25 protein-coding genes, 1 pseudogene and 1 riboswitch are annotated in these 23648 nt (G+C 41.6%); of the genes and pseudogenes, 5 read left to right on the plus strand and 21 right to left on the minus strand.

Annotated features, from left to right (window positions below):
- Positions 1-74 precede the first annotated feature (74 nt).
- Positions 75-689 (minus strand): undecaprenyl-diphosphatase, encoded by a 615-nt coding sequence (locus NYE65_RS07260; RefSeq protein ID WP_340860233.1) that lies wholly within the window; start codon positions 687-689, stop codon positions 75-77.
- 333 nt (positions 690-1022) lie between these two features.
- On the opposite strand from NYE65_RS07260, the gene NYE65_RS07265 reads away from it, so the two are divergent.
- From NYE65_RS07265 to NYE65_RS07275, 3 genes are all read left to right on the plus strand, one after another.
- Entirely contained in the window at positions 1023-1541 is a 519-nt protein-coding gene (locus tag NYE65_RS07265) for a histidine phosphatase family protein (protein WP_268590174.1), read from the plus strand.
- Positions 1542-1727: 186 nt separating this feature from the next.
- Positions 1728-2111 carry a VOC family protein gene (locus tag NYE65_RS07270; protein ID WP_340860236.1) on the plus strand — a complete coding sequence of 128 codons (384 nt, stop codon included), beginning with the start codon at positions 1728-1730 and terminating at the stop codon, positions 2109-2111.
- 69 nt (positions 2112-2180) lie between these two features.
- Positions 2181-2774 (plus strand): dienelactone hydrolase family protein, encoded by a 594-nt coding sequence (locus NYE65_RS07275; protein ID WP_262871375.1) that lies wholly within the window; start codon positions 2181-2183, stop codon positions 2772-2774.
- Between the two features lie 15 nt (positions 2775-2789).
- Here the strand turns inward: NYE65_RS07275 and NYE65_RS07280 are convergent, their stop codons facing one another.
- From NYE65_RS07280 to NYE65_RS07325, 10 genes are all read right to left on the minus strand, one after another.
- The gene (locus tag NYE65_RS07280) at positions 2790-2984 is read right to left on the minus strand and encodes a Fur-regulated basic protein FbpA (protein ID WP_340860238.1); all 195 of its coding nucleotides are present in this window, start codon (positions 2982-2984) and stop codon (positions 2790-2792) included.
- A 25-nt stretch (positions 2985-3009) separates the two neighbouring features.
- Positions 3010-3216: a Fur-regulated basic protein FbpA gene (locus NYE65_RS07285; protein WP_340860239.1), complete on the minus strand. Its 207-nt coding sequence runs from the start codon at positions 3214-3216 to the stop codon at positions 3010-3012.
- A gap of 185 nt (positions 3217-3401) precedes the next feature.
- Positions 3402-4604, minus strand: coding sequence for a M20 family metallopeptidase (locus tag NYE65_RS07290; RefSeq protein ID WP_328175867.1), 1203 nt, complete (start codon positions 4602-4604; stop codon positions 3402-3404).
- Between the two features lie 32 nt (positions 4605-4636).
- Complete coding sequence (locus tag NYE65_RS07295; protein ID WP_106026236.1) at positions 4637-5509, minus strand: MetQ/NlpA family ABC transporter substrate-binding protein; 873 nt, start codon at positions 5507-5509, stop codon at positions 4637-4639.
- A gap of 21 nt (positions 5510-5530) precedes the next feature.
- Entirely contained in the window at positions 5531-6181 is a 651-nt protein-coding gene (locus NYE65_RS07300; protein WP_340862102.1) for a methionine ABC transporter permease, read from the minus strand.
- Positions 6182-6202: 21 nt separating this feature from the next.
- Positions 6203-7219, minus strand: coding sequence for a methionine ABC transporter ATP-binding protein (locus NYE65_RS07305; protein ID WP_106026237.1), 1017 nt, complete (start codon positions 7217-7219; stop codon positions 6203-6205).
- A gap of 341 nt (positions 7220-7560) precedes the next feature.
- A riboswitch (SAM riboswitch) is annotated at positions 7561-7672 on the minus strand.
- A 141-nt stretch (positions 7673-7813) separates the two neighbouring features.
- On the minus strand, positions 7814-8281 hold the full coding sequence (locus NYE65_RS07310; protein ID WP_340860242.1) for a GNAT family N-acetyltransferase: 468 nt from the start codon (positions 8279-8281) through the stop codon (positions 7814-7816).
- 73 nt (positions 8282-8354) lie between these two features.
- On the minus strand, positions 8355-8723 hold the full coding sequence (locus NYE65_RS07315) for a nuclear transport factor 2 family protein (protein WP_340860243.1): 369 nt from the start codon (positions 8721-8723) through the stop codon (positions 8355-8357).
- A 559-nt stretch (positions 8724-9282) separates the two neighbouring features.
- Positions 9283-10593, minus strand: coding sequence for an amidohydrolase family protein (locus tag NYE65_RS07320; protein ID WP_063575207.1), 1311 nt, complete (start codon positions 10591-10593; stop codon positions 9283-9285).
- 176 nt (positions 10594-10769) lie between these two features.
- Positions 10770-11747 (minus strand): zinc-dependent alcohol dehydrogenase family protein, encoded by a 978-nt coding sequence (locus NYE65_RS07325; RefSeq protein WP_340860245.1) that lies wholly within the window; start codon positions 11745-11747, stop codon positions 10770-10772.
- 185 nt (positions 11748-11932) lie between these two features.
- Between NYE65_RS07325 and NYE65_RS07330 the strand changes: the two genes are divergently transcribed.
- Positions 11933-12271 (plus strand): YmaF family protein, encoded by a 339-nt coding sequence (locus tag NYE65_RS07330; RefSeq protein ID WP_098863897.1) that lies wholly within the window; start codon positions 11933-11935, stop codon positions 12269-12271.
- Between the two features lie 91 nt (positions 12272-12362).
- Here NYE65_RS07330 and NYE65_RS07335 read toward each other — a convergent pair whose 3' ends face one another.
- The 10 genes and pseudogenes from NYE65_RS07335 to NYE65_RS27185 all read right to left on the minus strand — a co-directional run.
- On the minus strand, positions 12363-13151 hold the full coding sequence (locus NYE65_RS07335; protein ID WP_340860247.1) for an ABC transporter ATP-binding protein: 789 nt from the start codon (positions 13149-13151) through the stop codon (positions 12363-12365).
- 15 nt (positions 13152-13166) lie between these two features.
- Positions 13167-14180: a FecCD family ABC transporter permease gene (locus NYE65_RS07340; protein ID WP_340860248.1), complete on the minus strand. Its 1014-nt coding sequence runs from the start codon at positions 14178-14180 to the stop codon at positions 13167-13169.
- Positions 14177-15181: a FecCD family ABC transporter permease gene (locus NYE65_RS07345; RefSeq protein WP_340860250.1), complete on the minus strand. Its 1005-nt coding sequence runs from the start codon at positions 15179-15181 to the stop codon at positions 14177-14179. Before NYE65_RS07345 ends, NYE65_RS07340 begins: the two co-directional genes overlap by 4 nt.
- Positions 15182-15265: 84 nt before the next feature.
- The gene (locus tag NYE65_RS07350; protein WP_340860251.1) at positions 15266-16234 is read right to left on the minus strand and encodes an ABC transporter substrate-binding protein; all 969 of its coding nucleotides are present in this window, start codon (positions 16232-16234) and stop codon (positions 15266-15268) included.
- 592 nt (positions 16235-16826) lie between these two features.
- Complete coding sequence (locus tag NYE65_RS07355; RefSeq protein ID WP_340860253.1) at positions 16827-17672, minus strand: HAD family hydrolase; 846 nt, start codon at positions 17670-17672, stop codon at positions 16827-16829.
- A gap of 118 nt (positions 17673-17790) precedes the next feature.
- The gene (locus tag NYE65_RS07360) at positions 17791-19059 is read right to left on the minus strand and encodes a PTS ascorbate transporter subunit IIC (protein ID WP_340860254.1); all 1269 of its coding nucleotides are present in this window, start codon (positions 19057-19059) and stop codon (positions 17791-17793) included.
- A 31-nt stretch (positions 19060-19090) separates the two neighbouring features.
- Positions 19091-19357, minus strand: a complete 267-nt coding sequence (locus NYE65_RS07365) for a PTS sugar transporter subunit IIB (protein ID WP_053536259.1) — start codon at positions 19355-19357, stop codon at positions 19091-19093.
- 17 nt (positions 19358-19374) lie between these two features.
- Positions 19375-19641, minus strand: a complete 267-nt coding sequence (locus NYE65_RS07370; RefSeq protein ID WP_048883162.1) for a PTS sugar transporter subunit IIB — start codon at positions 19639-19641, stop codon at positions 19375-19377.
- Entirely contained in the window at positions 19638-21704 is a 2067-nt protein-coding gene (locus NYE65_RS07375; RefSeq protein WP_340860258.1) for a BglG family transcription antiterminator, read from the minus strand. Before NYE65_RS07375 ends, NYE65_RS07370 begins: the two co-directional genes overlap by 4 nt.
- Before the next feature lie 380 nt (positions 21705-22084).
- Positions 22085-22328: pseudogene (locus NYE65_RS27185) on the minus strand (NAD(P)H-dependent oxidoreductase); the annotation flags it as partial.
- Between the two features lie 219 nt (positions 22329-22547).
- Here NYE65_RS27185 and NYE65_RS07385 point away from each other — a divergent pair.
- Positions 22548-23639: a low temperature requirement protein A gene (locus NYE65_RS07385; protein ID WP_340860261.1), complete on the plus strand. Its 1092-nt coding sequence runs from the start codon at positions 22548-22550 to the stop codon at positions 23637-23639.
- The last annotated feature ends 9 nt before the right edge of the window (positions 23640-23648 follow it).

The following is a 23648-nucleotide window of genomic DNA, read 5'->3' on the forward strand; positions in this document are numbered from 1 at the left end:
ATTTTACCATCAGGATCATCATATGGATATTTTTGTATTATAAAAAAAGGCTGCCTTAGCAACCCTGTTTTCGCTTACAAATCCTTTGATTTTTTTTCCTTCGATTTAGTTAACGGGGATAGAACCATTTCTTCATACCTCTCATATCCCCCTAATAATTTATGAATCACGCTTATTTTAGGAACAACAAGGTAAACCGCCAATCCTGAAATGGTGCTCAGTATTGCTCCTGCCAGCACATCCGCCGGAAAGTGGACACCTACCCAAATACGGGAAATGCCAACAAGGAAAGCCAACATGATCCATAATAACCACCATCCTCTTTTGAAAAGCCAAAACGATACACAAAACGAGAAAAACAAGATCGTATGGTCGCTTGGAAATGAATTATCCACTGCTTTTTCAATTAACTGATTAACATTGGCCAATTCGGCAAATGGCTGATTATTCGAATGTAATCTCCCTGCCATTTTTCCCATCATTTCAGCTATTACAAATGTAATCAGCCCACAAACAACCATCATCCTACTCTGTTCATTTCGAGTGAACCATATTAAGATGACTGCCAAAGCTAATAAAAATACCATGTACTCGGCAATGAAAATGGCAGAAGGGTTTAAATAATCGTACTGTTTCCCTAAGTCATTGATCATTCTGAATAGATTGGTATTCAACTCAAAAAAGTCCATTTCATACCCAACCTTCCTCTTTTTCTTACATATTAAAGAGAAAGGAAATATATCGCCATCGTTCTTCCTAACAGTTTAAGCTGCCGTCTTACAATTTTGTCACGTGGTTGTTTTGCTATTTCAAGGGTTAACTTATCTTCAGGAGTGCTGAAGCTTACTTGTTAACAGCACCACAATCAAATAAACGTGTGAAAAAGGGCATGATACGACCTTATAACATTAATGTAGAGTTTAAAGATATAACTAATAGCTCAATTTTTATTCTTTTAAAGGTTTTATTAAAGTTGAGTAGAATTATAAATTGGGATAAATAAACAAAATTGAGGTGATATCTTGCAGATATTATTAATTCGGCATGGTGAGTCAGAAGACGATTTTCTAGAAGAAAATTACAAAGGAACTACTGACTTACCACTAACTGTTAAGGGAGTTAAACAAGTAGAAAAAATGTGCAGACGGGTATCCGTTGAGTTTCCACCAGAACTTATATGGTCAAGCACCTTGCTTCGTGCTAGTAAAACTGCCGAAACTTTATCAAATACTATCAAATGTCCAGTCACACTTCTGGAAGATTTACGAGAGATGCAGGATAGGGAGAATAATTTAGATTTTAGATTACGAGCTCAAAATGTACTCGCTTATATTAGAGAGAACAGTGCTAATTATAAACGAATCGCCATTATATCCCACGGAGGGATGATTACTAAAATAATTGAAAGCTTTCTTCAATTACCACCCGCAATTAATGATGTATGGTTCAATTCTGATAATACAGGAATACATCTTCTTGAGTATACTGATCATCCATACAAACTTATAAGATTTTCAAATAGTACTACGCATTTGGAATAGCTAACGATAAGGGCTGTCTTAAACAACCTTTTCTTTATCTATTATAATGGGGAAAAGGCTGACACATATTAAAAAAAATGGGCGTTTCTGTGCAGCTGTTGAATATGGAGTCTACTCAATGATTAAAAAAGGTTTTTTATCGAGATTCGTGAATTCTTAGGTAAGGTTAACGAAAGGTGGAAAAGTATGAAATCAATAAATTCTCCTATTTACCCTAAAGTTAACAATGTTTTCATTCATGTTAAAGATTTAAAAAAATCAGTTGGATGGTATAGTAATCTCCTTGGCATTCCTCATAATAGTGATTCTGTAGAATCGCCTGTTTACAATATTCCTATAACATATGAAACTGGATTAACGTTAGATGACCATACATTAGATCCTGATTATAGATTCGAACCATGCAACAATGTATTGTTTAATTTCTACGTAAAGGATATAGACGAAGCCTATAAATTCATTAAGGGTAATAACATACGTATTGTTAAAGAAATAGAGCGTATTGGAGACTTTGCTTATTTTAACTTTCAAGATCCTGATGGTAATGTACTTATGATTTGTAATAGTTAAGGATGAAAAGAATTGGTTGGCTTTTATCTATCTAGTTTTTAATTTTTACACAGTTTTAGGAGGTTATACATGCTGAACATACAGAAAAAGTCCGATACTGTCATCATTGTCATTCACGAAATATATGGCCTGAACCGACATATGCAGGGTTTTTGTGAGTTATTATCAAAACAGGGTTTTGATGTGATCTGTCCGGATTTGTTAGAACGTGAGACGCCATTTGATTATTCCCAAGAGGAAGCTGCTTATCGGCATTTTATGGAGAACGTGGGTTTCACGGGTGCTTTATATAAGATAAAGGATATAGTGTCGGATATAAAAGATGCATACCAAAAGATTTTCATTCTTGGATTCAGTGCAGGGGCAACTGTAGCTTGGCTGTGCAGTGAGGAAGAGTGTGTCGATGGAATTGTTGGTTACTACGGTTCGCGTATTAGGAATTATGCAGAATTGGCGCCACGATGCCCTGCACTGCTATTTTTCCCATTAGAAGAGCCATCATTTAATGTCGACGAGTTAATTTCAGCTTTAGAAAGTAAGGATGTCGAAGTTCATAAATTCATGGGGGGACACGGATTCAGCGATCCTTACCATTCAAAATATCATGCAGAATCAGCACAAGCAGCCGTTAGCAAAATGATGAAATTTTTTATGGTGAATTAAGGTTCCACATTCACCCTACTGCCGTTTTGTATGGATCCAATGTATGGAACCCGCATCACTATGGGGGTGACAGTCATTTTGAACCTTTTTATATTCCGTTTCCAATTCTTTCAAGGTTAACTTCATAAGCTGTTCCACCGTTTTATTTACAGTATGGATCATAAGTTTATAAATTAATTCCTTCCGCCTTCCTTCCACACCCTTCCTCATTTCACCCTCTCCTTTTATTCTGATATTATATGAAATGTATCCCTAGACAGGGGGAATGATCGGCGGATTCCTTCTCTTCGATTTTGCTTATTTTAATATATTCATTCTCTAAATCGGTTAAGGTCAATTCAAATAGATGGATGTCATTCTTTTTATAAACTCCCTTGCTAATCAACTTATTGATCAGGAAATTCCTTTTTTTCTCAATGGCTTTACGCAATAATATCCCCATGATAAATCCTCCTTTTTAATACGTATTGACTTGCCCATTCACAAAAAACCGGAGACACCTCTTTACATGAAAGAAAAGTCTCCGGTTTTCCGGTCAATTAACCTATAATTCCTATTTAATTACTTGGTATTATTATAATACTAACTACATGCTCCGTAGTCAACTATTTTTTTCCTGCATCTTATTTATTTTTGCTTCGCTTCATGAAATGCCGCTTTCACTTGATCCAACAGGTTTTTATCCGAAAGCAATTTATACCCTGTAAGTGCTAGAGCTTTTGCTCCGGTCAGGATGGCTTTGTCTCCAGCAGGAGATTTGGCACAGTCGCGGAATTCATTCGTATGGGCAATCAACTCATCATGTCCAATTTTTATATAAGGATGTGCTGTCGGCACTGCATGGCTTACATTACCTGCATCCGTCGAGCCAAAGCCACTCTCTTTTCGAGGAGCCACCGCTTCCCCTAATTGAGTCAGTTCTTCTTTTAGCAGTTCATCCAGAACTGGATTGATGACAAAATCGAGTACTTCATTTTGGAAACGTTCCACTTTAACCGTGCTTCCTGTGGCAAGTGCTGCCCCTTCAGCAACTGCACGTATTTTATTGGATACCTCCTGGCAAAGTTTCCATGTTGTTGCTCTAATGTAAAATCTGGCGGAAGCATATTCAGGAATGATGTTAGGCGCTTCCCCGCCATTGGTGATGATTCCATGAATTTTGACCTCGGCCGGGAGCTGCTGACGCAAAGCATTAATGCCATTGAACAGCTGAATCACACCGTCAAGTGCATTCACGCCTTCTTCAGGTGCAGCTGCTGCATGTGCTGACTTCCCGTAAAAATGAAAATCAAGGGGGTCGACAGCCAAAAACGGACTTGTTACACCCGTTTTTCCTGCAGGATGGATAAGGATGGCCGCATCCACCCCATCAAATAGACCGTGCTTCACAAAGCTTCCTTTTGCACTTCCATTCGGCCCACCCTCTTCAGCCGGTGTTCCGAAAACGATCACCTCTCCGCCCGTTTCCTCCAGCACTTGAGCCAGGGAAATGCCTGCCGCAACACTCGTTGTTCCGATGATATTATGGCCGCAAGCATGGCCTAAACCCGGCAATGCATCATACTCGGCTAAAAAGGCAATTGTAGGTCCTTTCTTTGAAGAGATTTTTTTGGCGATGAATCCTGTTTCATGCCCGGCAATATTGCGGGTCACTTCAAATCCTTCATTTCGAAGTATTCCGGTTAATGTATCCGAGGCGAAGAACTCTTGATTCCCAATTTCAGGTTTGGCATGAATGGCTTGGCTCGTTTCGATATATAAATCGGAATTAAGGTCGATATGATCTTCAATGATTTGCTTATGCTGCTTCAGCACTGATTCTCTCGCCATGCTCTTATCTCCCCTTTTTCTTGAATACATCATTACTTTTCATTAGCTGGTTTTGTCCAAGCGTCTTGATAATTCACTAATTCATCTACAGAAACATAGGCAGGAATGGTGTTTCCTTTAAACGTTTTTTCAATGAACGCTTCCACTTCTTTCGATTGATAAAGCTCCACTAATTTTTGCAGCTCAGGACGATCGGCATTTCCCTTTTTAACTGCAATGATATTAATATATGGTTTCGCCGTTTTACTTTCATGGAATAAAGAATCTTTTAATGTAAGGCCTGCTTCGACGGCAAAGTTATTATTGATGGCTGAAGCATCGGCATCATCCAATAGACGCGGTGTATTGCCGGCAGCAACAGGCTGGATTTTCAAGTTTTTCGGATTTTCCTTAATGATTTCCAATGATCCCGATCCATTGAATTCTTCTTTCAATGTAATCAATCCAGCTTCCTGAAGCAGGAGCAGTGCACGGCCAAAGTTTGTTGCTTCATTCGGAACGGCTATCGTAGCACCATCCGGAAGATCTTCGAGACTTTTATGTTTTTTTGAATAAAGGCCCATAGGTGCAATGACAGTCGACCCGATGGCCTCCAATTTCAGATTTTGATCTTGAACGAATTCATCGAAATAGGCGACGGTTTGGAATGAATTGGCATCAATTTCACCTTCGCTTAACGCAAGGTTCGGTTGGATATAATCATTGAAAGTGACCAGTTCGATATTAAGTCCTTCCTCTTTCGCCAAATCGACAATGTATTCCCATGTTCTCGTATCCCCGCTGCTGACACCGACTTTCACAGTTTTTACATCATCCGAACTTCCTGATGCACCCTCATCGTTTCCACATGCTGCAGCCACGATGGCCAATGCCAATACCATGATCGTTAATAAGATTTTTTTCATTTTTCCTGCCTCCTGTTCGTTTTATCTTCTTCTTATTTTTCTTGAAATAAAGTTCCCGGTGGATTGCAATAATTGAACGATGATCACGAGCGCCGCCACTGTGACGATCATCGTCATCGTATCGAACCTTTGGTAACCGTAAGCCAAGGCTAAATCCCCGACCCCGCCTGCACCGACGGCACCTGCCATCGCCGTAGATCCAACAAGCCCGATTGTCGCTGTTGTAAATGTCAGGATCAACGAACTAAGTCCCTCGGGAATCAAAAAGCGGTAAATGATTTGCCATGTTGTCGCCCCCATCGCCTGAGCTGCCTCGATGATCCCTTTGTCCACTTCCAACAGCGAGTTTTCCACAAGCCGGGCAATATAAGGAGCCGCGTAAAAGATTAGCGGAACAATGGCCGCATTCGTTCCGATCGCACTGCCGACAATCATTCTTGTAAACGGAATGAGTGCTACAAGCAAGATGATGAAAGGAACGGACCGCAGGATATTGATGATCGGGTTCAATACATTAAAAATCCATTTATTCTCCAGGATGTGACCCTTTCTTGTAATGACAAGCAGGATACCGAGCGGAAGCCCGATCAATCCGGAAAATATCAATGAGATGGCTACCATATAAAGTGTGTCACCGAAAGCTGTCGACAGCTGCTCTGCCGTTATTTCCATTCCCCAAAGCGTATTACCCATTTATACTTGCACCTCCTGGACGAGAATCCCCTCATCTTTAATATATTGATAAGCCTTGTCGACCTCATTTTTGCTCCCTGTCACTTCGATGATCAAATTCCCGAAAGGAGTTTCCTGGATTTCAGAAATATTGGCTGATAAGACACTTAAATGAACATCATATTTCTTCGAGATGGTTGATAGTAAAGGAGTACCCGAAGTAGTTCCAATAAAATTAATTTTCCAAATAATCGGGATATGGGACCCTATGCTTTTTAAGAAACTTTGTGGAATTTCGTCATGTATGACCGTTCTCACGAAGTTTTTTGCAATATCCGTTTGCGGCTTGGCAAAAACTTCGAAAACCGAACCTTGTTCAACGACGCAGCCGCCCTCCATGACCGCTACCTTATTGCAAATTTCCCGAATGACAGACATCTCATGAGTGATTAGCAGGATGGTGATATTGTATTCTTTATTAATTTTTTTTAAGAGCTGCAGAACTGCACTCGTTGTTTGTGGATCCAATGCCGACGTAGCTTCATCACACAATAAGATCGATGGATTCGTAGCCAATGCCCTCGCAATGCCGATCCGCTGCTTTTGCCCGCCGGATAATTGTTCCGGATAACTCTTTGCTTTGCTCGATAAGCCAACGAACTCCAACAGCTCGCCTACACGTTTTTGAATTTCCTTAGCTGGAGTTCCCGATAATACCAGCGGCATGGCAATATTATCAAAAACAGTCTTTGAGTTTAGTAAGTTGAAATGCTGAAAGATCATCCCGATTTTTTTCTTTTCTGCCCGTAATTCCTTCGGGCTTAATTTGGTTAAATCCTTGCCACCAACAATTACCGAACCATCTGAAGGATGTTCAAGCAAATTGACCAACCTGATCAACGTACTCTTTCCGGCCCCGCTATAACCGACTACCCCGAATATATCCCCCTTTTCCACTGTCAAGTCAATGCCCTTCAAAGCCTCGACAGTCTGTTTCTTTGTTTGATAAACCTTTTTAACATCCTGAAACTCAATCATCCAATCTCCCCCTTGTTGTTTATTTGTACGCATTCCTTATCCAGAGAGAAGAGCTTTGCAACGTTTCATAATAATAGGGTTACATTTTCGAAATTCACGAGTAAAACTGCAAAATTCACGAGTAACTGCACCAAACTCACGAGTAAGTCTGCAAAATTCACGAGTAAATCCACCAAACTCACGATTATTGCGCGAAACTCACGAGTAATTGCACCCATTCTCAAAATAACCATATACATTTTGAATAAACAAAAGAGGCCTCTTCCGTCATCAGACAGAAGAGGCCTCTTTTAGACATAAAAAAGAGTAAACTCTTAAATTAATTATCTAAGAAAAGCTCCTTCTTATCTTTCAAACTTTCGTCCGTTGGAATTAGCACAGTATTTTTACAAAAGTAAAAACCCGCTGCCGAGGTATCATAGGGCCAAGTCCCTCCACATCTCTTGATAAGAATTAACGTTATATTTAATTATGTCCTTCACTATATATTCTAATTTCGCTAAAGTCAACCATATTTTTCATCGCTATAAATAGTTTCATAGTATAGTGAATCGATACTTTTTTATTATATTAATATATTTTATATTTCTACTTTTATAATGATTTGCTCATTCTCCATACAGGGTATTTTTCATTTTCTTCCCTTATCTTCACCATGCCTGAATTCGTATATAAAGAAATCGCCCTTTGATTATCCGGAGAAACCCTTAATTGATATTCGGATACATTAAATTGCCTGAAAAAGTTTTCTGCGTAGCGGACCAATTCCTTGCCAAGGCCTTTACTGCGGTATTCGGGAATAAGATAAAATAGATTCACATAGCCAATTTCAGTTCCTTCGTACTCCCGAATTTGAAGTTCCATTTGTCCAATCGGTTCTTGGTCCTTTTCAATGATCACCTGTCCATCCGGAAATTTGCGGACCCATTCTTCCATTCGTTGCAGATAGGCATGTTCATCTCCAAAACCAGCTTCAGTTCCAAAACTTACAACAAAGGAATCTTTCCGAAATTTAATGATAGTATCTTTATCTTTGTCCGTATCAATGGTACGAAAGATCAACTTCATCCACCCCTATCATTTTAGTGAAATAGTTTTCAAGCAGGGAGTACTTTCTTTTTCATAAATAAAAGTCTTAAAGGGGCCCTTTTGTTTTTGTGCCTTGATGAAAAAACATCTGCCATCTTTCATTCGCACATTTCCAGATTGAACTTCTTAAGGTATGTTCCAGCTTATCTTCATCAAAAATCCGGTATGTAATTAACACGGTATCATCAGACAATGGATGCATCTCAAATTGACTTAGGGTCATGTTCACCGATCCGGCACCCTCTTGCCCCATAAAATCGCTTTTTGACCATATGTTACCCGAACTGCCGAACTCAAAGAAATCATCTTTCAATAATGATGAAAGCTCTTCTGGAGATGTACGAACTTCAAATTTTAACAATTTCTCCTCCAGCTTATACAAATGCTCTTTTAATAATGAAGATTCCCTGTCCATTCATCTTGTCCTCCTTTTTCAACTATTGGTGAAGTTCATGATCAATGCTGGCAAAGATTTTATATCCAGTTGGTTTGGTTATAATTGCGGTCAGCAGCATTTTTTTCTTTTTTTATTTGGCTGTTTTTCCATACTTTGTTGCTATTTACCAAGTAATGTAGAGTGGTTGATTTCCCCTCCAGATGCTCGCTTTCCGCGGGGCGGGCGGTGAGCCTCCTCGGCGTAAACGCCTGTGGGGTCTCACCTGTCCCGCTGCTCCCGCAGGAGTCTCGCACTTCCGCTCCAATCAACCTTAAATCGTTTCGTTTTAAAAACAACAATCTTTACGAAAAGAGCCTTTCTTTTTTAACCGTTTTGCCCTACCTATTTTCTTATTAAGAAACTGGACTCACGACGGATTTTTCTAAGTGTTAAGAACATTTATTCCACAATACTAGCGGCCATTCCTTTTTTACTGCCATTCGATACCTCTAAATAGTTACTCCCGCAACCCATAAAAAAAAGGAGCTGCCAATGGCAGCTCCTTTCTTTTGTGCATCCGGTCGTTTTCCCATCAGTGTTATCTTGATAGGGTGCCTTGCAGACGATTGGTTTCGGCGATTACTTTTTCTTCATCGATCGTTAAGCAGCGGCCATCTTTCACTACCACTTTTCCATCAATGTATACATCACATACGTCATTTCCGCGTGCTGCATAGAGCAGGTGTGAATAGGCTTCACTCAGTGGCTGCAGATGTTCTTTGTTATACGGGTAAATGGTGATGAAATCTGCTTTTTTACCAGCTTCCAGTGATCCTGTATGACCCATGCCTATCGCTTCGGCGCCCATTCTTGTGGCCATGGCGAGTGCTGTTTGGGCAGGGAATTTTGTGGCATCCTTATACATTCCTTTTTGCAGTAATGCGGCTGTCCTCATTTCTTCGAACATATCGAAGTTGTTATTGGAGGCGACGCCATCTGTTGCCACTCCCACTTTAATGCCTGCATCAAGAAGGCTGACGACATCTGCTATCCCAGATCCGAGCTTCAGGTTACTGATTGGATTATGGGCAACGCGAACATCATGCTGTTTTAGGATCGCCCGCTCTTCATCATTAAGGACCACACCATGTGCCATGACGGTGGGCTGATCGAACAGGCCTAGACGGCGAAGGTGCTCGACAGGACGGGATCCGTAACGTTTTTCGATGTCGAGGATTTCAAAGTCCGTTTCCGATACGTGGATGTGCACCATCAAATCATTCTCTTTCGCAATTCGTGCACTTTCCATGATCGCTTCAGGCGTGCAGGCATATGGGCTATGTGGTGCGACCATGGTAGTCAGGCGGCCATCGGCAAATGCTTTATAGTTTTTTGAAAACTGCTCAGCCCCCATGAGGTTCGCTTTTTGGTCTTTTTCGGTACCCAAGCTGAAAATCGTATAGGAAAAGGCTCCACGCATTCCTGTTTCGCCTATCGTCTCCATGACGGCACCGGCATCTATTCCATTAGGATTGAACATATCCGAAAATGTCGTGGTTCCTGATTTCATCATTTCCATAATGCCTAGCTGTGAACTTACAGTGGCGATTTCCGTTGTAAACTGGCTTTCGATCGGCCATATTTTCGTTTCAAGCCATGGCTTCAGCAGCATATCATCCCCGATACCGCGTAAAAGGGTCATTACAATATGCGAATGGGCATTCACAAGGCCTGGCATGATCCATTTCCCGCCAAGGTTGACCACATGATCTGCATCTGCCAATTGCTGTTCATCATGCTGGCCGATGTAGGATATGGTATGATCTTGTACAATCATCATACCGTTTTCAATGATTTGGTTTTCCTTGTCCATCGTAAAAAATGTAGCATTCACATATATTGTTTTCATAAGTATTTCCTCCAAAGTCGTATCAGTATCAACATGTCCTATTCCGCATTCTAAACTAGCACCTTACAGGTAATCAAGTAATTCCATATTATCAGGGGCCATTTCACTTTACCTTAGGAACCTATTGGAAGAGCAGCAAGATGAATGCTTCAATTAAGTGGTTATCCATTGCGAAATCAGCTGCTTAAAAATATCTTCCCTTTATTGCTCGTGACAATAATCGCTTCTTGAACATTTTGAAGGCTGTAGTGGGAATCGGGCATCATGAACTTCAACTTTTCATCAGCAATGAACCCCATCAAAAGGTTAAATGTTTCCTGCCAAGTTCGAACGGAAGCCTGCTGATTCCAATGCCGAAGATGAAACATTTTAACCTCCACTTTTGTCCTTCGTGAAATTTCCGCCCAATTCACAGCCTGTCCTGATAAAAGGCCAATCGTCAATAAGATGCCATTAGGCCGTACACAAAAAGCCAGTTCTGAACCATCGATGCCGCCCACTGAATCTATGGCCGCTTTCGCACCGCGCCCATTCGTCAGTTCCATCACAGTATCCTGTAATGATGATCGGGATGTATCGATCACATATGAAGCACCAAGTTTAAGCAGTTCTTCCGTATACTTATCGTTTCTCGTTACAGCAATCAGCTTAAATCCAAGAATCTTGGATAACTGGGCGAGTATACGGCCAATGGAAGATCCGCAAGCATTTACGAGTAATACATCATCCGGTTTCAAAGTTAATACTTCTGTACAGATTAGCCATGCGGTTACCGGGTTTATATATAATTGGGCTGCTATATGGTCTTCAATCGAATCCGGAATGACGATGGCCAGCTCCGCTGATGTTTTAACAAAATCCTGCCAGGTCCCTTCACCGCGCAAAGGCAGAACACGCTTGCCTATCAGCTCTTTCGAAACCGATGGACCCACTTCTTCAACAATGCCGACCCCTTCATAACCAGGTATGGAAGGCAAGGGGATTCGGTGGGAATAGGCACCGCGAATGGGCAGCAAGTCAGACGGATTAATGGGACGTGTGATCATCCGGACGAGGACTTCACCCTCGAAAGGTCTTTGAATACATTTATTTTCAACCTTTAAAACCTCTTGCGGATCCCCAAACTCATAGAATTTAATACATTTGGCTTCCAAAATAATAGTCTCCTTTAATATATAAGTCTTTCCATTTTAACATTTAACTGTGGAATTATTATATTATAATTCTGGTTTTCCACGTTTTAATCCCTCCTCCATAAATTTTGTCGTTAAGAATCTTCTTGTTGTTCCATGCATAAGTTTTATAAAACGTTTCTTATTATGTACAAGGGGTGAAGAGATTGAATAAGGTAGGAAAAAATGATTTTGTATCTGGGTTTGTACCACATCACAATCATGGATCTGTTGATTATACTTCCATAGCGGACGGCCATGTCCATCAATGTTTAGATGTAACATCCCCGCCAATTTCAGCACAAGAGGGAGGACATATTCATTATACTGAAGGATATGTGTTATTTGAGGATGGACATTCCCATTATTATAAGGCATATTCGGGACCGCCCATTCCGGTTGGAAATGGAATGCATGTTCATTACTATGATTTTTATACAACGGAAGATGATGGGCATAGACATAGAATTACAGGGGTCGATCAACCTGCCCCAGGAAATAAATAAGAAAAAAAAACATCAGGGGGATGGGAAATCCCCCTGATGTTTTTTTGCCATCGATAGACTCTAATCTCTAACTTTATTAGAAATAGTTTTTCTAATCCTGAGATAAACCAATGGGAATGCATAGAGGCGTTTGATCAACAGGGTTTTCAATAATGCAGCATTCCAGTCTGAAAACGTCCTTGATCATCTCTTTTGTGAATACCGTTTCAGGCGGTCCCTCTTTATAGATTTTTCCCTGCTTGATGCTAATCAGATGATCGGCATACTGTGCCGCTTGATTCAAATCATGCAGAACCATGACAATCGTGCGTCCATACGTTTCGTTTAAATCGCGCAGTAATTTCAATATTTCAATTTGGTGCGCTAAATCCAGATAGGTTGTCGGTTCATCTAACAGTAAAAGGTCGGTTTCTTGTACCAAGGCCATCGAAATCCATGCTCTTTGCCTTTGTCCTCCAGATAATGCATCCAATGTCCGATCAGCGAACTCCGTCATTTTTGTTGCTGATAAGGCACGTTCGACAATCCTATGATCTTCTGGGGTTTGTCTGGAAAATAAGCCTTTGTGCGGATGCCTGCCATAATAGCATAGTTCTTTAACGGTTATATCTTCCGGAGCTTCCGGAGCTTGGGGTAAGATGGCCAATTTCTTGGCCACTTCTTTGGAAGATTGCTGATGAATGGCCTTTCCATCTAAATAGATCGTGCCTTGCTCCGGCATCAATAATCTAGCTAGAGACCGCAGAATCGTAGATTTGCCACAACCATTGGAACCAATGATTATACTGATCTTACCTTCAGGAATTTCCAAATCGATATTATCAATGATTTGAGTTGCCCCATAAGAGAGCGAAAGATGCTCTGCTGATAATGTTGTCATGATATTCAGCCTTCCTTATGTTATTTTTCTTTCACGGCGCAATAGATATAAAAAATATGGTACACCAATCACCGCAGTGATAATTCCGGCGGGGATTTCTATTGGAGGGAATAATCCTCTTCCCAGGCTATCGGCAACAAGTAGAAAGATAGAACCAAAAAGAGCTGAAGCAGGAAGTAAAACCTTGAATTTTGACCCTACCACTCTCCTTGCAATATGGGGGGCGATCAAACCAATGAACCCGATTGAACCAACCGCAGCTACACAGATTCCGATCAATATGACTGAAACGCTTAACAATATATAACGCAGTAATTTTGACCTTTCACCGAGACCTGTGGCCATATCGTCTCCAAGGCTCAGTACATCCATTTTAGAAGTTAATGCAATCAATACCGGTACAAGCATAATACATGGTAGCAAAATGAATACTTGATCCCATCCTCTTCCCCATAGACTGCCAGTCAACCACAGCAGTGTCGTGTTTACATCATCCGGGAACTTGACCATGAAATACTCTATGCCAGCTTGACATATGGCCCCTAAAGCGATTCCGACCAAAGCTATCGTATTTGGTTGTGCTCCTTTTTTATAAACAAATATCATCAAAATGGCCGCCATTACCGCCGCTCCGATAAATGCTGAAAGAGGCAGTATGATAATGGGCGATTGCGGGAATAAAACAATGACGATAACTGCTGCCAATCCGGCCCCTTTTGTTACCCCAATCACATCTGGAGAAGCCAGCGGATTTCGAAGGACTCCTTGCAGAATGGCTCCGGCCGTTGCCAATCCGGCCCCCACTATCACGGCAATCAGAATGCGCGGTATGCGATAGTTGTGCAGAATGAATGACTGACTTTGCATGCCATTTCCAAGGAAATTTTGGAGAATTTCTAAAGGTGAAATATAAATGGCTCCTAAGCCCAGGCTCACCATTGCTAAAATCAGCACGGTAACCGTCAGCAACAGGATAATAGCATAAGGGGGCAAAGTTGATTTCAACCCAAATGTCCGTTTTAGTTTCATTGCTTAATATTCCTCCCTCTCTTCGCTAAATAAAGGAAGAATGGCGCACCGATCATAGCGGTTACGATGCCTACCGGCGACTCAAAAGGATAAGCGATGAAACGTGCGAGAATATCTGCGTACACTAAGAGTAAAGCGCCGAATAATGCAGAAAAAGGGATGATCCTTCGATAATCCCCGCCCACCAGCCTCCTGACGATATGAGGAATGATCAATCCCACAAATCCCACTGGGCCTGCGACGGCAACCGAAGATCCTGCCAAAATGATCACCAATATTCCTGCTAAAATACGGATTCGGTACACCCGCTGCCCAAGTCCCTGCGCCATATTTTCTCCTAAGACAAGGATGGAAACAGATCGAGAGAACATGGCAGCAACAAGCAGTCCGAAAAGAGACCAAGGAAGGATCATGTTCACGTGCGCCCATGTTTTTCCATTAATTGACCCAACTAACCAATAGAGCACATCTTTCGCTTGTTCATTAAAGATGATCATGCCTTGCGTTAAAGAAGATAAAAAAAAGTGAACAGCCATTCCAGCCAATGCCAGCTTCACTTGGGTCATTCCTCCTCCCGAAGCAAAAGAATAGACTGCCATCCCTCCCACTGCTGCACCAATGAATGCAACGCAAACTAGAGACACGGAAGAAAGGTTAGGAAAGAAAACGAATGCGGACACAATAAAAAATGAGGCACCGGCATTAACACCAAACACTTGTGGAGAAGCTAATGAATTCCGGGTAATAGCCTGCATGAGAGCACCCGCTACCGCTAAATTGGCACCGACCAATGCTCCAACTAAAGCTCGTGGCAATCGAAGAGTCCTTATAATAGTCTGTTCCTTGGACGAGTCGGCCTCAAAAAAGGACTTCAAAACCATTGATGCATCAATATCGGACGCTCCCACAGAAATACTCGTCAGGACTCCTAAAATCAGCAAAACGATTCCAGCGATAGCGGTACAATACACTTTCAGTTTACTTCTAGCTACAGTTTCCATCGCTATACAACACACTTCCTAACTAAATTTAAACCTAATGGAAAGCGAAGTAAGAATGGAATCTCTTACTTCGCTTTTGTTCCTTTATTCTTCACCAAGCATGTTTAAAGTGTCTTTAGCAATGGCCTCCGCTGATACAACACCACGGTATCTTGTCCATAAATCCCGATCAACACTATACACTTGTCCGTTTTTTACAGCTTTCAAGTCTTTCCAAAGTGGATTGTCTTTCCACTCATCAGTAAGTAACTTACCCTCATTGTTCGCTAAAAGCAACACATCCGGATCGATCTCGACAAGCTGCTCAAGGTTCATCTCGGCATGTGGCTGTTTCTGCTGAATGGCATTTTTCACTCCCATGCGCTCAAGCAATTCTCCATCATAAGAAGATGAAGTATGGGCTTGGAATGAAGTATCTCGTACAACTGCTGGTAAAACCGTCATATTTGAATCAACAGTAAGCTTTGATTTAAGTTCCTTAATCGTTTTTTCATGCTCACTCAATCTTTTTTCTGCAGCATCTTCCTTATTCACTGCCTTTGCAATCGTTTTAAATGAATCCAGATTTTCTTGATAGGTAGATTCCCGACTTTTTAAAACGATGGTAGGAGCAATCTGCTGCAAATCTTTATAAATCCCTTTATGCCGCTCAGCATCTGCAATGATTAAATCGGGCTGTAAAGAACTGATCACCTCTAAATTAGGCTGCTCACGTGTCCCTACAGAAGTATAATCCATTTCTTGACCTACAAGTTTTGTAATCATATCTTTTTTGTTGTCATCTGAAATCCCGATAGGTTTTATCCCTAGGGCATTTAAAGAATCAACGAAAGATAACTCAAGCGTAACGATTTTTTTAGGAGTATCTTTCATTTCCGTTTCTCCCATTTCATGCTTAATCGTCCTTATTTCTTGATTACTTGTTTTGGCAGAAGTCTTCTCTGCTTCTGTTGTTTTTTGAGAATTATTACATCCTGATAACATCACCATAATCGCAAGTAACAGGATGAATGCTCCTCCCCCAAACGTTCTTACTTTTCTAAATTCCCTCATATTTTGCACCCTTCCCGTCATCTATACCTTCTTTACGAGTTAATCATAATTGAAAATGATTATCATTATCCTGCTGTTATGATAAAGTCATAGATTGATACCGTCAATATTAATGAAATTTTGTGAATAAAAATCATTATGGCCATTAAGACAATCTGCATGCATTTTATTGATAACGTGAAGTTGAACTTTAAAAAAAGTAAAAAAAGAGCAAACCCATTAAGGTCTGCTCTCCTTGCCTTGCCTTTTCAAAGAAACTATTTTCTTTCAATCAGCATCTCTTCAAGAGGATATTCTTCATTTGTAGCTTCTTTTTTTGGGCGTTTTATGGAGGTGGAGTTTATAATAAGAATGATTCAGTTGATCCCAGAAACCCGCTCCCTTTCCGCCGACTGTCTGCAAGCCGCATCAAAGCAAGCGTCTGTGGGGTCTCGGCTAGCCAGTTATTCGGCAGGAGTGTCGCACCTTCCGTTCCAATTAACTTTGCTTTAAATTTAGATGGAACTTTTTTGACAGTCTTTTTTCTATTTTAAAATAGAGGGATTAAAACTTGTGGTAACTAAAGATAGGATTTTCTTTGCCCTTCTAGGTTTCAGTGAAACATTCCCTTTAAAAAGCGATACAGTCCATCTTCTCGATATGAATACTCCGTCACTTCATCGGCTTGTTCTTTGACAAGGTCAGTGGCGTTTTTCATGGCAACGCAATGTCCGGCGAGTTTAAATAGCGGGAGGTCATTTTCGCCATCGCCCACTGCCAGGATCTCTTCGGGTGCTAGCTGAAAATGTTTCAGCAGCAGTTGAACGCCTGTTGCTTTTGTGATGCCTTCCACGGTCACTTCTACATTATGATGGGTGGAGGAAGCTGTGGTAAAGGCATTGTACTGCTTGATTTTCCCCAACTCCGCTTTCCATTTTCGAATCGTATTCATTTCATTGCTGAAAAAGTAGATTTTGGCGACGCTCTTTATATCCAGTTGTTCTGACCATCTTATTTTATCTTCGACTGCATCCTGTCTTGATAGCCATTCATTTTCATCGACTGTCCCAGGTTTTGGTATCAAACCTTGTTTAACCATATAGTCTTTATCTTTAAGTAATGCCATCCGTGTTCCTTCGTTCGGATGAACTTCGTAAAAAATCTCTTCCGCTCCTGCTTTGGCGACCAATTCTTCGACAAGTTCCGTCGACAGGGCGTGTTCGACAATCTGTTCCTTTCCGATGAATACGGACATTCCATTGGCGGTCACCATTCCGTCGGCCTCCATGCCGGCCGGCAAAACGTCCCTCACCTCTTCCAGCGTTCTTCCTGTTGCAATGAAAATCAGCTTACCGCTTTCCCTAAGTTCGCCTATGTATTGTTCCAGCGTCTCATTCACAGTATTTCTTTCGTTCAATGTCGTGCCATCCAAATCAAGCACAATTGCTTTGTTGGCCATGCCAATCACCTCAAAAATCAGAATGATGTTAAAATGCCAACAGCCCATTATCTATAAGATCTTAGGCTGTTGGTTTCATTCATATATTTTTATTTCTGTACCTTATCAGTATAACAGTTTAGGATAATCCTAAAAGTTTCATGACACTCAGGATCAAGAGACCTACCACACCGAAGTCCGAATCACCAAATGTGGTGCCTTCAAACCCTACATCCCCCAAGAAGACCAGAAGTATTGCCGGCAGGAAACTGATGATGAGTCCGTTGGCAAACGATCCAAGCATCGCTCCGCGTCTGCCTCCCGTGGCATTTCCGAAAACACCTGCTGCAGCTCCGGTGAAGAAATGCGGTACGAGCCCAGGAACGATTACTTTCAATCCAAGTGCCGGAAGGAGGAACATGGATAGTAGTCCAGCCAGGAAACTGAATAGAAACCCGATGATCACTGCATTTGGAGCGAATGGAAAGATGGTCGGACAGTCCAATGCAGGTTTTGTATTCGGCGCCACTTTATCGGCAATCCCTTTGAATGCAGGGACGATTTCAGCAATTAACATCCGTACTCCTGCAAGGATGATGTAGACTCCCGCAGCAAATGTTATCGCCTGGATGAAAGAGAATACGATGAAGTTCGAACCGCCGGATAATTCCGTTTCAATATAGTTCTGCCCGGCAAACAATGCGACGATCACGAAGAACATCGTCATCGTAAGCGATACAGCGACCGATGTGTCCCTCAGGAATCCTAAAGACTTGGGAACCTTGATTTGCTCTGTCGTTTTTTCCTTATTTCCAAACCATTTTCCCACAGTCGCGGATACGAAATATCCGATTGTCCCAAAATGGCCGATGGCAAAATCATCGCTGCCGGTAATCTTCTGTACGTATGGCTGAAGGAGGGCTGGGAACAACACCATACATACTCCTAATAAGATGGAGCCGACCAAGATAAGCGGAAATCCGCTGAGCCCGCCGACGGATAGGGTGACTGCAAGTAAACAAGCCATGAATAAGGTATGGTGTCCCGTTAAAAATATATATTTAAATGGCGTGAAACGAGCAAGCAAAACATTGACAACCATCCCAAATACCATGATAAGTGCAGTCGAAGTCCCAAAATCACTTTGGGCGGCTGCGACAATGGCTTCGTTATTCGGTATGACGCCTTGTACGTTGAATGCATGATCGAACATTTTACTGAATATATCAAGGGCGCCAATGAGCACTGCCGCTCCCGCTCCGATGATAATGAAGCCCATGACGGTTTTTAGCGTTCCAGATACGACATCCGCACTGGATTTCCGCTGTAACAGCAGTCCAATGAGGGCAAACAGCCCCACAAGTATGGAAGGTGTACCCAAGATGTCATTCATGATAAGTTCCAGCATTGCCTCTCCCCCTCTTCTTTATGTTTTCTTCTTATAGATGTGAAGTTAATTTCGATGTGATTTCAGGAATGCTCATCATGTTTTCCAGTGTGACGATCGTCCGGGTTCCATCATCCAGCTGACCGACAATATCCGCCGCTCCCAGGAAAATATCAGCCTGAACCGTTTTTGCGGATGCCAGATCCGTATGGTCCACCTCGGCTGTCTTCCCCATTTCCGTCAATGCTTTCTTCACATTCATCTCCATGATGAAGCTGCTTCCCAATCCATTTCCGCATACTACCATGATTTTCTTCATATCAATCTCTCCTTTTTTTATCCTACATGCATTTCCAATTTAGATTTGATTTCAGGGATGCTCATCATGTTCTCCAGTGTGACGATCGTCCGGGTTCCATCATCCAGCTGGCCGACAATATCCGCTGCCCCCAGGAAAATGTCAGCTTGAACCGTTTTTGCGGATGCCAGATCCGTATGATCCACCTCGGCCGTCTTCCCCATTTCCGTCAATGCTTTCTTCACATTCATCTCCATGATGAAACTGCTTCCCAATCCGTTTCCGCATACTACCATGATTTTCATTCCGCTTCCTCCTTCGAATATTTATGAACGTACTCCATAAGGACCGATTTATCTGAAGTGCTTACTATTTCTTCTATATTGGCCGGATCATTCAATAATTGAGTGAGCTGGATCAATGCCCGCAGATGCGAATCGTTATCTACGGCCGCCAAAATGATAATCAGGCGGACCGGTTTATCCGGAGCAAAGTCCACGGCTTCGTCCAATTTCAGCAAACTCATGGATAAAGACCTGACCCCCTGCTCCGGGCGTGCATGGGGAATCGCCACTCCGGGCGTTATCACTACATATGGTCCATTCGTTTCTATGGCCTCGATCATGGCATCCACATATCGTTCTTCAACGGTACCTAAGTCTACGAGAGGCTTAGCCGCGACTTGAATCGCTTCTTTCCAATCGGAAACTTGCTCCTGTAATTGGATCGTTTGCATATTGAGCAGTTCTTCTAACACGGGCTTCTCTGCCTCCTTTAAAGAAAATTGGGTTATTTTTGGTGTATCGGTATACACATTCGACTTCAAAGCCTTTTCAAGCTGATCCTGTTCATGGATGGTTGCATACTTGGAAATGATCTTTAATAAAGCTGCAACATCCACACTTTCCGTCGTATATCCATACAATTCCTGCATGACCTGCTGGCGCAATGTATGTTTGTCCTGCATTTCCAAAATCGGCGGTACAACGAATAATGCCGCATTTGTTCTCATATGCACCGTCGAGAAAACAAGATCGTACGACAGCGGGTATTCAGCCGCATTTCTAACGGACAAAACATCCAGGAACAAAATATCGGGAAATAACTCCCTTAATGTATAAATGAGGATATTGCTGATGCCGATACCATTCGGGCATACGACAATCGCCCGTTTTCGATCATCCAATGTGGTTCCTTGCCTGCGCAGCCATCCGCCAAAATAAATCGTGAAATAGGCCACTTCTTCTTCCGATACTGGACAGCCAACCTCTTTCTCCAACACCCACAGGGATTTCTTTGTCAAATGATGCAGTTCGGGATATACCTTCTGCACCCGTCCCGTCATCGGATTCATTTGCGGGAGACCATACCGCAGGCGATAATATGCCGGTTTAAAATGAACGTATAATTGCTGGCATAGCTGCTCTTTGTCTTTCAGGTGAACAAATGCCAGCCTCTCGAACTCTTCCACGATTTCCTGCAAAAGGTGTTGAATGACTTCATCATCCTTAAGAGGGGAAATATCCTTCGTTCGATTCATGCTCAATAAATGTAAGGCTGCATATAAGTTTTCCGTTTGGCTCCATACTGATTGAAAGGCATCCGTTCTGGTCATCTCCTCGACCAGTTTGTATTCTTCCGTCGCAACAAACGGCGCCCAGCTCTGGTCGGCCTGTAACTCTTCCCCTTTTCCTATGAGCTGATCTGTACATAGAAATAAATAGCTCAGTTCATGAAGCCGTTCATCCGTAAAGGTGATGCCCAATTTACGTTCAGCCCTTTCAAGCTGCAACCGGATCGAGCTGATTTGCTTTTCATGATTTCCCCATATGCACTCCATGATCCATTCACTATTGGAACTGTTCAGTACATCATGCACGAGACGTTCAATGATATATCTCTTTGTTCGGCTGTCCCCAATCACCACGTAGCCATCTTGTTTGGAATACTGGATCTTGAGCGATATGTCCCTGTTTTTCTCTTTAAGTCTTTTTAAATCCTTCAGCACCGTATTTCGCGAAACCCCGGTGATCGTCTGGAAATGATAGACAGACAATTCTTCTTGGCTTAACAGGATCATGAGGTAAAAAACCTTTTCCCTATCTGTCTCTGAAAATATATAATTGCGTTTTGTCAGTTTTACATTCAATTCTTCATCCCTGATTGTTTCAGAAAAGGAGTAGCCCATTTCACGATTATATTGAATCGGTTGATATCCATGAAATTGGAGCCAGTCATTCGCTTTGCTCAATCCATATTGAATCTGCCTTCTCGTCAGACCTGTTTGGGCTTCAAGTTCTTTCATTTTTGAAATGGGCGAATGCTGTAATAGTTTTAGTAAATTGGCGCTTCTTTCATCTAAAAACATTCTCAATCCCTCTCCCTGCTTCTACGATATCTCACTTCTCATTAAAAATGTAGCGTTTCTCAGTCCGAATGTTGTCATGGTTACTGCACAATAATATACTCTTTAAACATTTGTGCACAATACTGCATGTAATCATTTTTCAATACAGGATATATTTGGAAGGTTTGTACATATGCAGTTTGGAGGCAAGTGAGGTCATGAGGACAAGGTTTAAAGGGGATTCGGGGATGAAAGTTGAGGGGGTGGAATGAGGCGTTTTAAAGGGATAAACTTAGCTTCATCTAATCAAAATGAAAGGGAAATCAACGTTCATATTTTACGAAAACCAAGAAGAAGTAGCTTGATTTCAGAAATCCCTCCCTTTCCGCCGACTGTCTGCCAAGGCCAACTGGTTTTTTGGTTAGAACGGTGGGCTCACGAGGTCTTGATGCCCAGTCCAATGCATTTTTTAATACGTCTGGCATTCAGAATCGTACTCAGGACTTATGATAATGATACCGTCGACGTCCTGGATGGAGGATTTAATTGATACGAATCAACCATATCTATCAATGATTGAGCAATGATTCGATTATAAGGATTTTCCCGTAAACTGCCGCAAATAAGGCCGATGGTTCGGGTCATCTACTTCCCTCCCTGTTTATCTCATGCGGCACCACAATATATCAAAAGTAAAAAAGTGACGTTATTCTTAATTACAAGCTTGTATGTACTAAATTTTGCTTAACTTAATATTGGAAAAAAAGAACTTCATATCTTACCCCAAAGTTATATTGGACCCCTTCCATTTTCTGAATGTTTCCAACATACTATAACCTATAAGGCGTTGGGAGGAGTACAGAAATGGATGAAAAGAAAGTTACATGGTTAGAGCTCTTTTATGATTTGTTATTTGTGGCGGCCGTTGCGGGCGCAACTCATGTTTTACTGCATGTTGAAGATGGATATATCCATCCAGAGTATTTATTAAAGTTCGTGCTGATTTTTATTCCTATCTGGTGGGCTTGGGTAGGGCAAACCATATTTATTAACCGGTTTGGAAAGGATGTATTTCATCAACGGCTATTTTTGATATTGCAAATGTTTTTTGTCCTGATCATGACATCAAGCTTATCTGCAGATTTTGATCCTTATTACCTTTCTTTCTTAATTGGTTATATTGGTTTAAGAGCCGTTACGGCTATCCAATATCTCGTTGTACAGCGGATAGAAGAGGGATTTCGAAAAAAGGCAGCACTCTTTTTGGGAAGGTATTTTTGGATTGGAATCGCCATTTCAATATTGTCCGTCCTTTTTGATTCTTGGCTTAGGTATGCTGTGTTGTATTTGGGCATCCTGGTCGATATCATTGTCCCGATCCTTGGAAGAAAGTGCTTGGAAAAGGTTCCTACAAATACGGCCCACCTGTTGGAGCGCTTTGGCCTATTTACCATCATTCTCTTTGGGGAAGCTCTTGTCAGTACGCTTGCGGTCATTCAACCTAAACAAGGAAATTGGGATTCGGTAGCCTTTTCCATCATTTCATTTGCCCTGATAATAGCCATGTGGTGGCAATATTTCGATAATATGGACAAGAAAGTCGACAAGTCTGTACAATCTTCCGGCCAAATCATCATTTACGGTCATCTGTTTATTTTAATGTCTATAAGCATGATTGCAGCAGCCATCAGGTTATTGTTTTTACATGAGGTCCATTATTCATTTATCCTCTATTTTGTTTTTGGTTCCGTATTGCTCTATTTCATGTCAGCAACGTTTGTTTTCCACCAATATAGACATAAACACCAGCGGTTGCAAATATATCATTTAGGGTTATTTTTAGGGATTTTAGCCGTCTTTTTTACTTTTAATTTGTTTGTCAGTGTACCGAATATTGTGATAATAGCCGAATTAACACTGTTCTTTATCATCTATGCTAAACTAACGACTACATAAAATCTTAGT

The sequence above is a fragment of the Peribacillus sp. FSL R5-0717 genome (genome assembly GCF_038002945.1).
GTDB lineage: Bacteria > Bacillota > Bacilli > Bacillales > DSM-1321 > Peribacillus > Peribacillus frigoritolerans.

What these genes read in the sequence shown, in the direction of transcription:
- NYE65_RS07260 (WP_340860233.1), bottom strand. Translation starts at nt 689, where the DNA reads ATGGACTTTTTTGAGTTGAATACCAATCTATTCAGAATGATCAATGAC.
- NYE65_RS07270 (WP_340860236.1), top strand. Translation starts at nt 1,728, where the DNA reads ATGAAATCAATAAATTCTCCTATTTACCCTAAAGTTAACAATGTTTTC.
- NYE65_RS07275 (WP_262871375.1), top strand. Translation starts at nt 2,181, where the DNA reads ATGCTGAACATACAGAAAAAGTCCGATACTGTCATCATTGTCATTCAC.
- NYE65_RS07280 (WP_340860238.1), bottom strand. Translation starts at nt 2,984, where the DNA reads ATGAGGAAGGGTGTGGAAGGAAGGCGGAAGGAATTAATTTATAAACTT.
- NYE65_RS07285 (WP_340860239.1), bottom strand. Translation starts at nt 3,216, where the DNA reads ATGGGGATATTATTGCGTAAAGCCATTGAGAAAAAAAGGAATTTCCTG.
- NYE65_RS07290 (WP_328175867.1), bottom strand. Translation starts at nt 4,604, where the DNA reads ATGGCGAGAGAATCAGTGCTGAAGCAGCATAAGCAAATCATTGAAGAT.
- NYE65_RS07295 (WP_106026236.1), bottom strand. Translation starts at nt 5,509, where the DNA reads ATGAAAAAAATCTTATTAACGATCATGGTATTGGCATTGGCCATCGTG.
- NYE65_RS07300 (WP_340862102.1), bottom strand. Translation starts at nt 6,181, where the DNA reads ATGGAAATAACGGCAGAGCAGCTGTCGACAGCTTTCGGTGACACACTT.
- NYE65_RS07305 (WP_106026237.1), bottom strand. Translation starts at nt 7,219, where the DNA reads ATGATTGAGTTTCAGGATGTTAAAAAGGTTTATCAAACAAAGAAACAG.
- NYE65_RS07315 (WP_340860243.1), bottom strand. Translation starts at nt 8,723, where the DNA reads ATGGACAGGGAATCTTCATTATTAAAAGAGCATTTGTATAAGCTGGAG.
- NYE65_RS07320 (WP_063575207.1), bottom strand. Translation starts at nt 10,593, where the DNA reads ATGAAAACAATATATGTGAATGCTACATTTTTTACGATGGACAAGGAA.
- NYE65_RS07335 (WP_340860247.1), bottom strand. Translation starts at nt 13,151, where the DNA reads ATGACAACATTATCAGCAGAGCATCTTTCGCTCTCTTATGGGGCAACT.
- NYE65_RS07340 (WP_340860248.1), bottom strand. Translation starts at nt 14,180, where the DNA reads ATGAAACTAAAACGGACATTTGGGTTGAAATCAACTTTGCCCCCTTAT.
- NYE65_RS07345 (WP_340860250.1), bottom strand. Translation starts at nt 15,181, where the DNA reads ATGGAAACTGTAGCTAGAAGTAAACTGAAAGTGTATTGTACCGCTATC.
- NYE65_RS07350 (WP_340860251.1), bottom strand. Translation starts at nt 16,234, where the DNA reads ATGAGGGAATTTAGAAAAGTAAGAACGTTTGGGGGAGGAGCATTCATC.
- NYE65_RS07355 (WP_340860253.1), bottom strand. Translation starts at nt 17,672, where the DNA reads ATGGCCAACAAAGCAATTGTGCTTGATTTGGATGGCACGACATTGAAC.
- NYE65_RS07360 (WP_340860254.1), bottom strand. Translation starts at nt 19,059, where the DNA reads ATGCTGGAACTTATCATGAATGACATCTTGGGTACACCTTCCATACTT.
- NYE65_RS07365 (WP_053536259.1), bottom strand. Translation starts at nt 19,357, where the DNA reads ATGAAGAAAATCATGGTAGTATGCGGAAATGGATTGGGAAGCAGCTTC.
- NYE65_RS07370 (WP_048883162.1), bottom strand. Translation starts at nt 19,641, where the DNA reads ATGAAAATCATGGTAGTATGCGGAAACGGATTGGGAAGCAGTTTCATC.
- NYE65_RS07375 (WP_340860258.1), bottom strand. Translation starts at nt 21,704, where the DNA reads ATGTTTTTAGATGAAAGAAGCGCCAATTTACTAAAACTATTACAGCAT.
- NYE65_RS07385 (WP_340860261.1), top strand. Translation starts at nt 22,548, where the DNA reads ATGGATGAAAAGAAAGTTACATGGTTAGAGCTCTTTTATGATTTGTTA.